At 55.5% G+C, this 15,309-nt stretch carries 17 protein-coding genes and 1 pseudogene; 12 read left to right on the forward strand and 6 right to left on the reverse strand.

Annotation, left to right across the window (positions count from 1 at the left end; translation table 11 throughout):
• Window positions 1–116 precede the first annotated feature (116 nt).
• The 3 genes and pseudogenes from EI290_RS17940 to EI290_RS22890 all read left to right on the forward strand — a co-directional run.
• Window positions 117–947, forward strand: a pseudogene (locus tag EI290_RS17940) (IS3 family transposase); the annotation flags it as partial.
• A gap of 59 nt (window positions 948–1,006) precedes the next feature.
• A protein-coding gene (locus tag EI290_RS17945; RefSeq protein ID WP_394343535.1) for an IS3 family transposase occupies window positions 1,007–2,115 on the forward strand; the annotation gives its coding sequence in 2 pieces (ribosomal slippage) (window positions 1,007–1,268 and window positions 1,268–2,115; 1,110 coding nt in all).
• 233 nt (window positions 2,116–2,348) lie between these two features.
• Window positions 2,349–2,477 (forward strand): hypothetical protein, encoded by a 129-nt coding sequence (locus tag EI290_RS22890; protein ID WP_262706471.1) that lies wholly within the window; start codon window positions 2,349–2,351, stop codon window positions 2,475–2,477.
• A 142-nt stretch (window positions 2,478–2,619) separates the two neighbouring features.
• Here EI290_RS22890 and EI290_RS17955 read toward each other — a convergent pair whose 3' ends face one another.
• The 3 genes from EI290_RS17955 to EI290_RS23100 all read right to left on the reverse strand — a co-directional run bounded on the left by EI290_RS17955 (window position 2,620) and on the right by EI290_RS23100 (window position 4,125).
• Window positions 2,620–3,360, reverse strand: coding sequence for an SDR family oxidoreductase (locus tag EI290_RS17955; protein ID WP_089334418.1), 741 nt, complete (start codon window positions 3,358–3,360; stop codon window positions 2,620–2,622).
• 83 nt (window positions 3,361–3,443) lie between these two features.
• Window positions 3,444–3,758: an IS1 family transposase gene (locus EI290_RS23055; protein ID WP_449404932.1), complete on the reverse strand. Its 315-nt coding sequence runs from the start codon at window positions 3,756–3,758 to the stop codon at window positions 3,444–3,446.
• Window positions 3,759–3,930: 172 nt separating this feature from the next.
• Window positions 3,931–4,125, reverse strand: coding sequence for a transposase-like zinc-binding domain-containing protein (locus tag EI290_RS23100; RefSeq protein WP_425486519.1), 195 nt, complete (start codon window positions 4,123–4,125; stop codon window positions 3,931–3,933).
• A gap of 174 nt (window positions 4,126–4,299) precedes the next feature.
• Here EI290_RS23100 and EI290_RS23060 point away from each other — a divergent pair, with 174 nt between their 5' ends.
• The 3 genes from EI290_RS23060 (at window position 4,300) to EI290_RS17970 (ending at window position 5,232) form a co-directional block, all read left to right on the forward strand.
• Window positions 4,300–4,455 (forward strand): hypothetical protein, encoded by a 156-nt coding sequence (locus EI290_RS23060; protein WP_394340167.1) that lies wholly within the window; start codon window positions 4,300–4,302, stop codon window positions 4,453–4,455.
• Window positions 4,456–4,530: 75 nt separating this feature from the next.
• Entirely contained in the window at window positions 4,531–4,914 is a 384-nt protein-coding gene (locus EI290_RS23065; RefSeq protein ID WP_394343536.1) for a recombinase family protein, read from the forward strand.
• Between the two features lie 111 nt (window positions 4,915–5,025).
• Window positions 5,026–5,232, forward strand: a complete 207-nt coding sequence (locus EI290_RS17970) for a hypothetical protein (RefSeq protein ID WP_125433053.1) — start codon at window positions 5,026–5,028, stop codon at window positions 5,230–5,232.
• A 111-nt stretch (window positions 5,233–5,343) separates the two neighbouring features.
• Here the strand turns inward: EI290_RS17970 and EI290_RS17975 are convergent, their stop codons facing one another.
• Entirely contained in the window at window positions 5,344–6,285 is a 942-nt protein-coding gene (locus EI290_RS17975) for a replication initiation protein (protein ID WP_119446561.1), read from the reverse strand.
• A 1,268-nt stretch (window positions 6,286–7,553) separates the two neighbouring features.
• On the opposite strand from EI290_RS17975, the gene EI290_RS17980 reads away from it, so the two are divergent.
• The 6 genes from EI290_RS17980 to EI290_RS18005 all read left to right on the forward strand — a co-directional run bounded on the left by EI290_RS17980 (window position 7,554) and on the right by EI290_RS18005 (window position 10,762).
• Complete coding sequence (locus EI290_RS17980; RefSeq protein WP_125433054.1) at window positions 7,554–7,910, forward strand: hypothetical protein; 357 nt, start codon at window positions 7,554–7,556, stop codon at window positions 7,908–7,910.
• Between the two features lie 11 nt (window positions 7,911–7,921).
• On the forward strand, window positions 7,922–8,212 hold the full coding sequence (locus EI290_RS17985) for a hypothetical protein (RefSeq protein WP_125433055.1): 291 nt from the start codon (window positions 7,922–7,924) through the stop codon (window positions 8,210–8,212).
• Window positions 8,213–8,306: 94 nt separating this feature from the next.
• On the forward strand, window positions 8,307–8,639 hold the full coding sequence (locus tag EI290_RS17990) for a hypothetical protein (protein ID WP_125433056.1): 333 nt from the start codon (window positions 8,307–8,309) through the stop codon (window positions 8,637–8,639).
• A gap of 245 nt (window positions 8,640–8,884) precedes the next feature.
• Complete coding sequence (locus EI290_RS17995) at window positions 8,885–9,241, forward strand: hypothetical protein (RefSeq protein ID WP_125433057.1); 357 nt, start codon at window positions 8,885–8,887, stop codon at window positions 9,239–9,241.
• A 67-nt stretch (window positions 9,242–9,308) separates the two neighbouring features.
• Window positions 9,309–9,611, forward strand: coding sequence for an antitoxin VbhA family protein (locus EI290_RS18000; RefSeq protein ID WP_125433058.1), 303 nt, complete (start codon window positions 9,309–9,311; stop codon window positions 9,609–9,611).
• A 74-nt stretch (window positions 9,612–9,685) separates the two neighbouring features.
• Complete coding sequence (locus EI290_RS18005; protein ID WP_125433059.1) at window positions 9,686–10,762, forward strand: Fic/DOC family protein; 1,077 nt, start codon at window positions 9,686–9,688, stop codon at window positions 10,760–10,762.
• A 197-nt stretch (window positions 10,763–10,959) separates the two neighbouring features.
• Here EI290_RS18005 and EI290_RS18010 read toward each other — a convergent pair whose 3' ends face one another.
• Both EI290_RS18010 and EI290_RS18015 read right to left on the reverse strand, forming a co-directional pair.
• Window positions 10,960–12,756, reverse strand: coding sequence for a hypothetical protein (locus EI290_RS18010; RefSeq protein ID WP_125433060.1), 1,797 nt, complete (start codon window positions 12,754–12,756; stop codon window positions 10,960–10,962).
• Between the two features lie 53 nt (window positions 12,757–12,809).
• Complete coding sequence (locus EI290_RS18015) at window positions 12,810–15,299, reverse strand: sensor histidine kinase (protein WP_125433061.1); 2,490 nt, start codon at window positions 15,297–15,299, stop codon at window positions 12,810–12,812.
• Window positions 15,300–15,309 lie beyond the last annotated feature (10 nt).

Here is a 15,309-nt window from a genome sequence, read left to right on the forward strand (position 1 = left end):
CCGCTGCAAGCACTACTGGCTCACCCCGGACGACTATCGCACCGAGCAAACCCTACGCGACAAGCTCGACTACCTCATGCCCAGAGTCGGAACTGAGTATACGGTTACTTTTAGCTGACCACTTAATCGACGCTTACCGCATTTCCGCTCGGCGCGCCTGCCGAGTCATTGGTTTGCAGCGCGCGAGCTTCGCCTATCAAGCACGTGGACGCGATGATACCGTTTTGCGCCAGCGCTTGCGGGAGTTGGCGCAAGTGCGAGTGCGCTACGGCAGTCAGCGCCTCTATATCCTGCTACGCCGGGAAGGCTGGCTAGACAATCATAAGCGCGTGCATCGTCTTTACTGCTTGGAAGGCTTGAACTTGCGTAGCAAGCGCCCACGGCGCAATCGGGCCGCGGCCCACCGGCTAGAACGTCTCCCACTGGGCCGCCTGCATCAGAGCTGGAGCATGGATTTTGTGGCCGATAACCTCTTCGATGGCCGCAAAATCCGCGCCTTAACGATAGTCGATAATTTTAGTCGCCAGTGCCTGGCCATTCACGTGGGGCAGTCGCTGAAAGGTGAAGATGTCGTGGCCGTGATGCAGCGCTTACAGCAGCAGTTAGGCGTAGTACCTGAGCGCATCCAAGTCGACAATGGCAGCGAGTTTATCAGCAAGGCCCTCGACCGCTGGGCCTACGACCAGCACGTGACGCTGGACTTCTCTCGGCCGGGCAAACCGACCGATAATCCGTACATTGAGTCGTTTAACGGCAGCTTCCGCGATGAATGCCTGAACGTGCATTGGTTTCTATCGCTGACCGATGCGCAAGATAAAATTGAGCAGTGGCGCCAAGAATACAATGGCTTCCGACCGCACAGCTCGCTACAGAATTTAACGCCCGATGAGGTAGTGGCTGCGGCTACTACTGTCGAGCTTCAGAATGACCTCCTCCCAATAAACTAGACCATGCTAAAGTAGAGAAATCAGGCCCTTGTCGTATCTTAAACCAAGAGACATGTGCCATGAAAAAGACGAAGTTTACCGAAGCCCAGATCGTGTTTGCGCTGCGCCAGGCCGACACGGGCGTGGCCGTCGCGGAGGTCTGCCGGAAGATGGGCATCAGCGAGGCCACGTATTACAACTGGAAGAAGAAGTATGGCGGGCTGGGCGTGCCCGAGTTGCGCCGCCTGAAGCAGCTGGAGGAGGAAAACCTGCACCTAAAGCAGCTCGTGGCCGACCTGAGCCTGGACAAGCAGATGCTGCAGGACGTGCTCAAAAAAAAGTTCTGAAGCCCGTGCAGCGTCGACACGCGGCTCACCACCTGATCGACGCCTACCGCATCTCGACCCGCCGGGCTTGCCAGGTCGTGTCGCTGCAGCGCTCAAGCTGGTACTACCGACCGCACGGGCGGGACGACACGGTGCTGCGCCAACGCCTGCGGGAGCTGGCCCAGGTGCGGGTGCGCTACGGTTGCCAACGCCTATTCACGCTGTTAAGACGAGAGGGCTGGCCCGACAATCACAAGCGCGTTCATCGGCTCTACTGCCTGGAAGGGCTGCATTTGCGCAGCAAGCGGCCCAAGCGCAACCGGGCCGCAGCTCACCGGCTGGAGCGGGTCGACCTGCAGCGGCCGCACCAGAGTTGGAGTATGGATTTCGTGGCCGATCAGCTCTTCGACGGGCGTAAGATTCGCGCCTTAACGATAGTCGATAACTTTAGCCGTCAGTGCTTGGCCATTCACGTGGGGCAGTCGCTGAAGGGAGACGACGTGGTGGCCGTGATAAGCCAATTGCAGCAGACGTTGGCCATCGTGCCCGAACGCATCCAGGTCGACAACGGCAGCGAGTTTATCAGCAAGGCATTGGACAAGTGGGCCTATGAGCAGCAGGTCACGCTGGACTTCTCGCGGCCCGGCAAACCGACTGATAACCCATATATTGAATCGTTCAACGGCAGCTTCCGGGACGAGTGTCTGAACGTGCACTGGTTCTTGTCGCTGACCGATGCGCAGGAAAAAATCGAGCAGTGGCGCCAGGAGTATAATGGCTTCCGACCGCACAGCTCGCTGCAGAATTTAACGCCCGACCAAGTGATGGCTGCTGCCACTACTGTCGAGCTTCAGAACGCCTGATTGCCTACTTCTGGCCGGTCCAGCAATTGGGAGGAGGTCAAGAATGCCTGATGCTCCACTTTCAACCGGCCCAGTAAATGGGAGCAGGTCAGTTGCCGAAGCGATACGCAACAGACTGCGTCGCCACCCGCGAACTGGAATGCGCTCGAGAATGCTCCTCATGACTGACATGTATGGACCGGGCCTTGTCACGCCGGTGATGCTCAGCACGAACTGGCCAGCCCGTTTAGCTTTTGTGCCAACCTTTTACCCAAGGCCAAGTTTCGGACGCGGTGCTCGATGCGCCGGGCTCACTTATCATTCAGGAAGCGGGCAACCGGACGTTCTCGATGCAGACCTCGCTGCACGAGCTGCTAAAATAGCCAGCCTACCTACTATATTAAAGCGCCTGTCAGGCTGAGCTGGCGCAGCATTTTTTCGCGTGAGAAATCATATTTCTAACGGAAGATGCTGCGCCAGCTCAACCTGACAGGCGCTTTGAGCTACCAGATATGGACGACGTGCTTAAAACTCCTGCACCGTGGGGCGTAGCACAATTTCGTTGATATCTACCTCGGCGGGCTGCTCGATGGCGAACGCAATGGCCCGGGCCACTGACGACGCTGGAATAGCCTGTTTGTAGAACTCTACCACGCCCTTGGCACTTTCCTCGTGCGAGCTGCCGTGCTGTAGCTCCGACTCTACCGCGCCGGGCTCGATGCTGGTGACGCGAATGCTGCCGCCTACTTCGTGGCGCAGCCCGTCGGATATGGCCCGCACGGCGTATTTGGTGCCGCTGTACACGGTGCCGCCGGGGCTGAACACTTTGATGCCCGCCACCGACGAGATATTGATAAAGTGCCCGGACTTTTGCTGCTCGAACACGGGCAAGGCGGCCGCGATACCGTAGAGCACGCCTTTGATGTTGATGTCAATCATGCTGTTCCACTCGTCCACCTTGGTGGCACTCATGGGCGCAATGGCCATCAGGCCGGCGTTGTTGATGATAACGTCGAGGCGACCAAACGCTTCTACAGCCTTATCAACCAAGGCTTTTACTTCTTCGGCTTTGGTTACGTCGGTTTGCAGAATCTCTACCTTTCCGCCTGCGGCGCGAATATCGGCAGCAATTTTTTCCAGGTTTTCGAGGCGGCGCGCGCCTAGCACTACGGCGGCACCTTTGCTGGCCAAATGGCGAGCCGTAGTTTCGCCCAGCCCGCTGCTAGCGCCCGTGATGACGACTACTTTATTTTCGATATTCTCCATGATGTTCCTCGTTTGGCCTCGCTTTACTTAAGGCGATGTAGGGGAGAACCGGTAGCTACAGCAGTTGTTTCTTGGGTGGTGGTCTAATTTAAGGTGGGAGTGTAGTTATCGATAACGATTTTAATGCGGGCAGTATGGATTGCCAAACTTTTGCTAAAGGAGCAGGATTTGCGCACCAGCATACCGCACCGCTGCCGTAAGGAGCAATTACTAGCTTCGACAATACTGGTTTGCCCTTCGCCTTTCAGATACGGGCGGTGTCGCCAGCGGGGCAGCACGTTTGTATAGGCATTCCAGCGGTCGGTAAAATACCAGCAGTGGCGGCGGTAGCGACGCGGCAAGGCTTGCCACAGCCGCTGCGCCGTTTGAGCACTGCGGTTGCCCAAAACCCACGCCACGATGCGCCGACTGGCGCGTTCGACCGCAAGCCAGAGCCAGACCTTATGCGCTTTACAGCGTTTTTTCTAAAACTTCTTCCGCCGCAGTCGGGGCAGCGGGGGCGAAGCTGCCCGCGCTTTTTTTAGCAGCTTAGCCACCGTCACGCGCGCCACGCCCGTGGCGTGCACAATGCTACGTTGGGAGTTGCGTTCTACGTAACAGTTTTTCCACCTGGGCATATTGGGCGGCTTTGGCGACAGCAGCGGGCGTAAAACGCGCTTGGTAGCCACAGGCTTTACACTGATATTCGGCATGCCCTTGGCTCGGACCATTGCGCCGAATAGGTTCGCTGCCACATTGGGCACATAGATGTTGCGTGTAAACCATAATCCCTCCTACGCTTTTCACCTCTTAATGGGGTTCTTTTGCCAAAAGGGCGGATTTACACGCTAAGCCCGGTTAGCAAAAAGGGTTATAGTACTGCCTGAGAAAGACTGATTCTACGCTGTAGAGCGGGTGCGTGCTGCCTATCAACAAGGAACTCCTTTTTGATAACCTCCGATGCCCGCCAACCCGACCGACCAGCCCACCCGCGTGGCGCTCTATGCCCGCGTCTCCCCCCTCGACAAAGGGCAGGCCCGGGAGACGCAGCTGCGCCCCCTGCGCGAGTACGCCCAGCGCCGCGGCTTTGCCGTTGTCGATGAATACGTGGACTAGGCCTCGGGTACCAGCGAGGAATGAACTCAGTACAAACGGATGATGGTGGCGGCCAAGAACCGGTAGCTCGACGCGGTGCTGGTCCGGCGCTACGACCGCTTTGCCCGCTCGACCCAGGCGCTGGTCAACGCGCCGAAGGAATTCCAGAGCCTAGGGGTGGACTTCGTCTCCTACCAGGAAAATATCGACACCACCACGCCCACGGGCGAGTTGGGGTTCCACGTCATGGCCTCGCTGGCCCTGCTTGAGAGCACGCTCATCAGCCAGCGCGTGCGCGCCGGCATGGCCCGGGCCAAAGCCCAGGGCAAACACGTGGCCCGCCCCCCGCTGGCGCAGGTTAGGCAGGAGGCCATTGCGCAGCTTCTGCGCGAAGGCTTATCTATGAATCAAGTCATCAAGCAGTTAGACCTGGCCTATGGCACCGTCTACAATTACGCCCAGAAGCTAAAAAGTGCTTAGCGTGTAAATCCGCCCTTTGGGAAGAAGAACCCCTGTTAGCCATGGACTCGGAGGTTTTACCCTATTTGTTTAACAACACCCATCTACCTGAATAGCTTCGGGCCGGCCGAGGTGAAAGCCTACTTTCATGCCGAGGGCTTTCTGGGCGTGGTGTGCGCCCCCGAGGTACTACCCGCCTGGTTTCAGCGGCAGTGCCCCGGCGTCACGCTGGGCCACTGCTTCGGCCGGGAACTGGAGCCCTACCAGCCCTCGCCGGCGCCGGTGGTTGGCGGCCCCGATGACTGGATACCCGACTATCCGCCGCAGGATGAAGAGTAGGCTGGGGCTAAGTGCCGCCCTCGGGCGGCACTGACCAGACGCTCCGGGCCAGGGGTATGGCTTTTTCCCTTTTGTTGCCATTGCGACGAGCCAGCGCGTGGCCCAAGCTACTTAACGTAGGCCCACCATCTTGAGAAACAGCCCGCCCGGGTTCTTATCGGCCTTCACTTTGCCGGTTTTGTGCTTGTAGCAGAAGGAAAAAAGGGCATTTAGCTTCTTGGCATCCCCCAGAATCTGGCTCACCAGCTTGGGGTCCCGGATTTCCAGCTCCTCCAGGTTCAGCAGGGCCCGGCGCTGCTTTTCTTCTTCAGCGCCATCCTCGAAGGGAATCGGCAGCTGCTGGGGCACCTGGCCGTTGACGAAGAAGCGGATGCTGTGGAAGGAGCGGCCCTTCTTGATCAACTCGTAGTTGATGCGCAAGTCGGTGTGCTCGTTGATTTGGGTGGTGGCCACGTCGAGCACGTACTTCTGCAGGGCCGAAATCTTCTCGTACTGCTCCGGCTCGTGGCCCTTTGGGTCCTTGAGCGAGAGCATGATTTTGAACTCGTCCAGCGTGAAGGTTTTCGTTTCCCCGATGTCCTTCCACTGCGAGGCAATCTGGTAGATGCGCTTGGCGTACTTGCTCGACAAGCTGAAAACCGACTGCAGGCGGTAGGAGGTGAAGTTGTTTTTCAGGTCAATCAGGTAGCGCCGCATGCGCTCCGAGATTTCCAGCTCGATGATGCCTTCCCCCTTCACGTACAGCGCCGAGGCCAGCAAACCTACCTGCAGCACGTGCTTGTTATCCTCAATTACGTACTCGCGGCTGCGCAGATTGGAGGTGGCCTCCAACAGGCGCTGGTAGTTCCAGGAGCGCCCCGTCATTTGCTCCAGCTCCTTCACCCGGATGCGGTAGATGGTACCTGGCTTGTCCTCCTTGCGCAGCACCGAAAGCAAGGAGAAGACAATATCCATCTCAACGGCGCTCATCTCATAGCGCGCGGTGGTAATGGCGTTGTGCTGCCGGATTTCTACCCCCGTGGAGGGAGTGCTGGCGGTTACGGGGGTACTCATGCTAGTGGGAATAGGTAGAGCGTATGATCAAAGATAAGAGAGTTACAGACATTAAGGTAAGCCTTCCTTCAAGCTCTATCCTTTCGCTTACAAAATCTATCCATTGGGCTTACCATCCCTATCCTTTCGCTTACCGTTCCTATCCTTTCGCTTACAAAACCTATCCGTTGTACTTACCATCCCTATCCTTTCGCTTACCATTCCTATCCTTTAAGTGGTATAAAACTCGCAAAGTCAGTGACTTACGAGCCCTGCAAATAGAGTAAATACTTGACAAATAAAAAAACTCACAAATTTGTTGATGACGTCCGAACGAAAGGCTTTTAAAGGGTACAAAACGCTGGAACGGGACAAGAAGACAACAAAGGGGTGGAGTATAAGCTAGCATAAAAGTTTTGTACTATTTCAAGAATTTTTATACTTTTATTTACCTTATTGGCCTTTCCAGGCAGGTTAATGCGACTTACAAGATTACGACGCCCTTTTTTCTTAAGCTCAATTTACCTCTAAAAACCTGCTGTGTCGAGCGGAGCTTTGCCAAGTTTATAGGCAGCTACCCGCACCACTGCTAAATCATCAGAAGTACCCTACACCCGAAAGGATAGAAATGATGAGCGGACGTGACCGACGCGGCCGAAAGGATAGAAATGGTAAGTCAGCGGGTATTGATTGATGGCTAAAGGATAGAAATGGTAAGCATTTACAGCGCTTGGAGGCTGTTTTTACCTTTTCGGAGGGTGACCTACGCAGCCCGTCCCTGCAGAGTTGACTTACAAAACCTATCCTTTCCTTGGCTGGCCATATCACCCCGGCCCGATTTCCTAAACCGTTAGTCATAAGCGGTCCAAGGCTAAGGAGTTACCCTTTACAACTCACCCAGCGGATAGCTGCTAAAAAGATTTTGGCCTTGCTCAGCAGCCACCAGAGAGAGCTATTGGATAACTTACCATTTCTATCCTTTTCACTAACCCGGAACTATCTGGCCGCTACTTCCACTGGCGCTAGCCGTGCCCACGAGGCCCATTCACCCGGTACTGAGTGACTCCCTTCGATGGCCACTCCAGCAAGCACTGGCCAAATCATAGATCAGAGCTGAGCCACTGGAAAAACCACTTTTAATAAGTGAATAACGAGGGGAAGGAAATCCGGGAGACTGTTACTTTTAAGATGCAGTAAAAGCGCTTATAAATAAGCTAAAAAAGCAACTTTATTGCCTGCGCTGCTGTTTATTAATAACACCCCAATCCGTTCATAAATACCTGTCAGTCATGGATAAACCTGCTCCTAATAACCCTGAAATCGTTGAGGAAGGCTACATCATCCTGTTGCAGTTAGGAGGACGTCGGTTTCTGGCTATGACCGGGGCCAACCAACTACTGGCTGCCGGTCGCACGGCCACCAACCCCAACCCCTGGCTGCGCATGAATCTGCGCCGCAATGAGGCCGGCGTGAATCGGCTGAAGATTACGCTGATGCCCACCGATACCTACACGGTCGAGTTCTACCACCAGCAGTTGGTCGACTGTGAGGCAGTTATTACTCGCAAGCAAACCTTCGACTTGGTGTATGGGGAGGACCTGCCGGGCCTGTTCACGTCGGTGACCGGCTATGATACCCACCTGTAATGGCCAAGCCAATGAAAGCCACAGAAGCCCCCACCATGTGCCATCCGGACTGGAACAGGTTCCGCAGCCGGGTAATTGCCGCCGTGACCGACGTGGAAGCACAGATGCAGCAGCTGGGCAAGAGTCTGAACTACGAGGGTCTGACCTGCGAGGTAGCCCCGCGACTTGGGCTTGAGGTTGATACGCCGGACGATTTTGCCGTGCTCGAAAAGCTGGTGCGGGCCGTTCGCCCCATCGCCGAGGATGCTCTGCGCTGCACCCGGGAGGAACAGGGCGGACAATTCGCCTTGCTGTTGTTGTAGCGGGACCAGCCGTAGAACTGGTATGCTGCTACCGAATTGGTCGTGAATTACGCCGGGCCGTAATAATGCCAATTTAGCAACCTTTTTTTACGGCATGAAAACTCCGAAGTCAACCCCGCCCAGCGTGCACGTGCAGCCGTTGGAGCGCGAGCAGCTGCCCGTTGCCCCCGTTGCCTGTAGCTCACTGGCCGAGCTGATTCACTCGCTGGGTACCCGCAAAGAAGTAGCCGAAGCCTGGAAAGTGGTGCCTCGCACCCTGGCCCTGCGGATGCAAAAGCCCGAAACCGCTACCCTGGAGGAGCTGCAACGCCTGGCCGTGCTCGCCCGCCTCGACCTGCCCACGGTATTTGAGCTGGCCTACTACCAAATGCAGCACCCCGTGGCCGTGCCGGCGCCGCAACTGGGGCGCCCCAAGCAGCAGCATTAGGTTGCGGCCTGGCCCATAGAGGCACTTGCGGCGGGTGTCCGCGGAACCGTTCGCGTAGTCGTGGTGCATTTCGCGGCTAACTTTTTACCATTCGTCCTTTTTTCGCCCCGGGCCTGCCCGCAGCTGGTAGCTTCGCAGTGTCCACCTGGTCGCGAAGGCACCAGAAATTGTAGACCGTCGGTCGGGTTTGGGTGCTGCACGAGCTGCCGCAGTGCCTACCCTGACCCGCCTAATCCTGAACCCGCATGGAAGTTGAATGCCCGGTAGTAGCCCCGCTGCCCTTCCCCGACTTACAGCTGACCGTGACCTACGCTGAGGCGCTTTGCTACGCGCAGGGGCGGCTGAAAATGCTGGGCAACGGGGGCTTGAAGCCCTTTTGCGCGGCGCATCAGCTTACGTACCCCAACATCATCAACCTGAAAAACGGCAAGCTCAAACGCGAGGAACCGCGCCTGCTTCAACGGCTGCTGGGTTGCTTGGCGGTACCCACCGAGCTGCTGCACTATCCGCTGGCCAGCAAGACACCGTGCTTCCTGCTGCCGGATGCCGAAGCCCTGGCCAAGTTCCGCGAGCAGCTCCATTTTCTGACAAACGCCGAATAGGCCTCTTTGGGGAGCCTTTCGGTCAGTAAAAACGTTACTTACAGTGTACTCACGCGCTTAACCCACTATGCAAGAGCCCATCACCTATTCTGAGCGAGAGAAAACCCCGGCCCAGCGGCAGGAACTCATCGACAATGCCCGGGCCTGGAGTGTGGCGCAGGGAGCCGTGCCCAGTGCCCGTGCGGAAGAGCTGTATGCCCGCTACGTGGCGGGGGAGCTGACCTTGCAAGGCGTCACCGAGGAACTGCGACGCCAGGATGCTCCCCGCGTGGCAGCGGCAGCCGCCCAGGCTGCTTCCGGGGCGAGTGGCACTCCGACTACCATCCCGCGCCGCGCGGAAATGCAGCCGGAGCAGGACTTTCTGACCTAAGGCCCGCCAAGAACATCGAAACCCGTCCGGGCTGAACCCGGACGGGTTATTTTTTACCAACTCACCAGCAGCTTGTGGCTATTCAGGACGGATTCTTCAACGCCCGCGACCAGGTTATCTACAATCGGCTGGGTATTACCAACGCTGAGCAGCTGCGCCAGGTAGAAGCTGACTACTCCATTCCGATCATGGCCCAATTGCTGGTGGGCACGTTGGAGATAGCCGGCCAGTTCAACGCCGCGCACCTGAAGCAGATCCACCGGACCCTGTTTCAGGACGTGTATGACTGGGGTGGCCAAACCCGTGCCCATGGACCACAGGGGCCTTTTCAGGGGCAGAAGCCGGCCTATGTGCTTAATCCGCAAGGCGACATGATGCGGTATGCGCCCTACGCGCAGCTCGATCAGCGGCTGGATGCTATTGGCGCCCAGCTCCAGCAGGAAAATACCCTACGGGGCCTGAACCCGGCGCAGTTCGCGGAACGGGTGGCGTACTACTTTGACCAATACAACCATGCGCACGCCTTCCGGGAGGGCAACGGGCGCACGATTCAGGGGGTACTGGCCGTGCTGGGCCGGCAGGCCGGGTACCAGGTTGAATTGAAGCCGGCCGCAGCCGCTCAACTCAACAACGCGCGCGATTTGGCTATTATCCGTCCCCATGGGCCCGGGCAGCCGGCGAAAAATCTGGAACCGCTGACTTTACTCCTACGCTCGGGTATTACCCCACTGCCGGGCCCGGAAGCTGCTCACTGGCGCGACCCCAGCCAAGCTCGGCCGTTGGCCGAGCCCACATCCGATATGCAGCGCATGGAAGCGCAGCGGGTACTGCAGGCCAGTGCCTACGTCATCGGGGCGGCCTTGCGCGACATTGACCGGGGCGACACCACCCGAGGCAATCAGCTGTTGCAGCAAATGACGCTGGTGCTGCACGACCCTGCCCGGGCCGGGGAGCAGAGTGCAAGCTTGCAGCAGGCCGCCTTGGAGGTTTCCAAGCACCCGGTGTTGCGGCAGGAGGCGCCCCTCATGCAACAGGCCGTAGCCTTAGCTCAAAGCGTGCAGCAGTTGGTGAAGCTTGAGCAGCTTACCCAGAAAAATACGCAACAACAGTCTGCTAAGGTAGCGCCAAAACGCCGGTCACCGAAGCTGTAATGGGGTTCTTTATCCGACTGGGTAGATGATATGTTAAGCCCGATTGCCAGAAAGGGTCATATCCTTTTGGAAGAAAAACCTTATGACATGCAGCAAAAGTTGTTACTACACTACCCTAGCCGGATAAAAAAATAGCTCGGAACACATCTTACGTATCAACCATGATTATAACCAACTTGGGAGGTTGCTTTACCTTCTCAGTCAGCAAAATCGTGTAAGTCTCCGGTGCGCGATAGATGGCGGGTGTATTTGTCAAGCAGGTTTTTAGCATAAGGCTCACGCAGTGCTTTAACGCGGCGAAGGCCAAATGAGAAAAGACTTCCTGTAAGCATTGTTTTGCCCAATTTGTCGTTTAGCGAGAGTTTAGGCAATAGACCTTGAATTAACTCTTTTGGTAAGGTGCCTGGGACCGCCCGCAGGGCCAGCTGACACTCTCCCACATGTTGGTGTATCTTTTCATGAAGACCCTTTAGCTTATCAAATCGCTTAGCTAGGCCAACGTGCAAGGCAGCTGGCAGCGCCGCTGAAACATCAAGGGCCACCTCCCCTGTGGAGCTAAACATGGCTAAGTCCAGCACATCCAGATTCGTGACATGGGCTTTGGTGAGGCTTACTAACCCTATGGTTTGAGGGTCATCCGCAATGTATTCGATGACTCCCCGTGTTTTCCAGAAGTTAAAATCGTGCAGCTTTTTAATGCTAGCTTTCTGAAGTTGCTCAGTCAACAGCGCTTCCAAGTCCTGCTTAGAGGTCGTTCTAATTTTAAGTAGATGCCCTACTTCTGCTGACCGGCTGCCGTTGCTGCGTATCATCAAGTCGCAGGGTTGAGCCAGCAGCACGTATAATCCTTTCCCAGTCCCATCCGTGACCTCGAAAATGTCGCCGTTCTCAATAGGCTTGAATAAGCCGTTCACGAGATTAGCAGAAGCATAGATTTCCTGTCGTCGCAAGCTATACCGTTTCGTGTACGCTTCTACTGCTGTAACAGGAACAGGAATTTGCGACAACTCGGTGGCTTGTACGAGCAGCTTATTTAATTCAGGGATTAGATTTCGTTGGAGCAGTAACTCCTTTATCTCATCCTTGTAAATAATGTCAATGATGCGAAAGAGCGTTTCAGGCGCCCAGATTCCTTCAGTTGATGATGACTGTAATACCGTACGATTAAAGTCGTAGGTATCAAGGGATAGCAGCTTGGCTTTTGTCGACTGCAAAGCCGACTCTCCCAGCGAAATCGCCTGCACCTTTATTTGTTCGCAAGGCTCGTTCAGCAGCAGTTTTTTAATGCCATCTACAAAGTGCGGCAATTCCTCCAGCCGCTTTTTGGTGAGCACGAACAGGTTACTTGCATCAAGGTCTTTGTCGGCTATCAGGGTGGCTCTTTCGTCTAACTCTTGGCCCTCTTCGGTAACCGTATAGGTGAGAATACCTGTCAGAAAGACGAGCTTGTGGGGTGAGGATACAATTTCCTTTACCAAGTCAATACCTCTGGTCACAGCAAAACGCTCACCTGAGCGTTCAAGACGCTGGTCAAAGAGCACCAATGCTCTTTTGCCCGTAGGAACTTTGCTTGCAATCTCATCCCGTTGGGCATCCCACTCCACAGGGGATAAGCTGACCAACTCAGGCTTTTTTAGGTGTTCATCCTCGCGCAACTGCTGCAGCACGCGGGCTATGTCCAAGTTGGTGGCCAAGTCCTCGTCTTCGCCACTTGGAGTTAGCTCACAGAGCTTGCGCACATAATGCAACTGCTTGTCCGGCGCTGCCGCCTCCCATAACCCGGCGCTGTACTCGTCAAGAGCCGGGGCATTATCTTCAAAATCCAAGCCTTCGTCTAAGCTGTTCAGTACTTCAAGACCGGAGGTGACTTCTACCTTTCGAATAAGGCCAATGAAGTGCTCATAGGTCACACTGCCATCACCAATTGCGTCATCCACTATGTAAACGCTGGACACGTTTGCCAGCTCTAACAACTGGTGTAGCTGTTCTTTCATCCGAACTACTTAATCTTAATGCAATGATATTGAATACGGCAAGTTGAGGCGGCCTACGATTGAATAGCGGCGTCCAGATTAAGTTGAAAAATGTAACGCCGGTGCAGTGCGTTGCGCGTTTGCAACAAGAAAATATCACCGCCCATGGACTCCAGAAGCTGCTGAACAATGAACAATCCCAGCCCGCGACCAACCTCAGCAGGCTTCGCCGTAATGAATGGCTGAAAAAGGGTGTCTTCTAGGTTTTCCGCTACCCCGTAGCCATTGTCGCTCACGCGCACGACCGGTTCGTTGATTTCAACTTTGATTTCGGGCGAGAAATTGGGCTCGCTCTTTTGACGTTCCCGTAGCCAGTACTCTGCATTCAGGAAAAGATTGTCGAATATCTGCGTCAGCTTTCCCTTGTTTGCCACCACCGTGAAGTCTTTCCGGGTTTCAATGATGAGTTTGATGCCCGCAGTAGAAAACCGGGCGGTGTAGTAGTCGCGCACGGTCTCTACAAACTCATTCATGGAAAGAGTTTCGCGTTTCTCCCGATTGAAGCGCAGCGAAGGAGCCAAGTGAGTAAGCTGCTTTCGCAAGTCGCGTGAAAAGGAGCGCACGTATTCCATGAACTCGTAAACCGAGGCCGGCACGGAAGCACGGCCCAACTGCTTGTTGAAGTTGTCAGTATATGTGTTGATGCGGTCGAGCAAGAAGTAGATATCGTGGGTCAGGGCCTCCGCCGTTAAGCCCAGGCCAGCCAACTCAGTAAACTGTACCAGTTGGCTTTCCAGGTTCGCGACCTGCGTGCTGACATACGTGGCCGACTCCTCCCACTTCTTGGCCTTGTCCAGAATGACGTTTATTTCGGCGAATAGTTTGGCGCCTTCGCTAACCATGCCTTCTACTTCCCGGAGCAGCGGCAGCGAGGCCGTTTCCCCAGCCGCCGCAAATAAGGGTTCGTTCTGCAGGCGGTCTACCTGTTTCTTAACCGTAAGCGACAAATCGTTGAACTTGCGCTCAGCCTGGCGGCTACGCGCGTCTACTGCCGTGGCCTGCTGAGAGGTCTGTTTCAGCAGTGCTACCGGCTCAGCAATAGATTTAAAGCCAGTTACCCGCTCAGCAACGGTCTTTTTATAATCCAGGTAACTGCGCCGGGTACGTTCCAAGACTTCGCTCACTTCTTTTACCACCCGCTGCATCACCAGCATAAAATTGCGTGAGTAGGGCGAGTCGGTAAAGCCTTCACGGCTGGTCAATTCCTTGAGTTGGGCGTTGCCCGCCATTGAAATGGACACAAAGCCAATGACGTTGTTGGGCCGCAGTCCATAGAAGGACCCGCCCGAGGTCTGGCCACCGCCCAGGTTCAGCCAATCCTGACCGTCGAACCCATAGGGTTTGATGCCAAATCCGTCGCGAAAAACGCGAATACCCACCTGATTCTTCACCAAGCTCTGGTATTGCTTTAAACCCGTAAAAACCTCCTCGGTTGATTCGGTCCCACGCAAGTCATATTCGTCAATTTCTCCAAAGAACTCGCCCGGGTTGGCAACTACTAGTTCTCCCGCAGCATCCGATGCAAGGCTCTTCCCTGGGAAATCTTTGTCGAAGGAAAGCTGCCGGTGAAAAGAGAAGAAAGACTTTTTTTGCGGCTTAATACCAGTGAGAAAGTAACGGCGGTTGGCGGTCGAATCAGTTAGAAAGCTGAAAAAGTCCTGTCCTTGGTCCAGCAAGACAAATTTTTCAAATTCTTCCTTGCTTGATTGCCCGCGGAGCTTGCCTAAGCTTATCTGCCCGTCCACGAGTAGTTGGCCACCAACAAAGCGGAACTGGTAGCGGCCAATGGCCTGTGTCTGTAGGTCCTCGCTGATTTCATCCAGGTCGTGCTTTTGACCGTTGATGGTCAGGTAAACGGAGAAGGGGCGGTGCTGCTTGTAGGGAAATATGAGTTGTGATAGTTGTCCGCGGAACCTGTCGGCAGCTTCCTTCTTCCAAATGTCTTGATTGGCCAGCCGGGTGATGACGAGCTGGGTTCCTTTCTGCTTGGCTTTTTTGGGCGTAATCCGTTGCTGAAGCCGCACTTTTGTCAGGGGGACATGCGATTCGAAATCAGCCCAGTCGAATGCTAAGTGGTTCCATTCCTCACGGTCCGCCACTCCACTTATTAGTTCCAACTGCCGCCCCAAGCGTTGCGTACTCAGCCGGCCAACGCCTTTATCGCCCAGCGGCACCCGTCCCTTAGGCGTTGTTTCGTTGCGGGCCTTCATGTCCCGCTTGCTTGACAGGGAGATAACCAGCCATTTCGTGAGGATATCTTGGTAGGTCATCCCAGAGCCGTTGTCCTCCAGGGTGATGTAGCCCGCCGTACCGGCGTATACCATTCCCTCTGGCACCTGCCCCTCGGTACTGATGGTGATTTTCACCCAGTCGGCATCCGCATCATAGGCGTTTTTTACCAACTCCATGATGGCACTCACCTCGTCGGAAATCAACTCTTCGCCTAGGCGCTTCACGACCGTGGCGTCAATGTCAAAGTGTGGGAGTTCTAGAGGTTCGTCCACCGTTGGGGCC

It is taken from the genome of Hymenobacter metallilatus (assembly GCF_003944705.1).
Taxonomy (GTDB): Bacteria; Bacteroidota; Bacteroidia; order Cytophagales; family Hymenobacteraceae; genus Hymenobacter; species Hymenobacter metallilatus.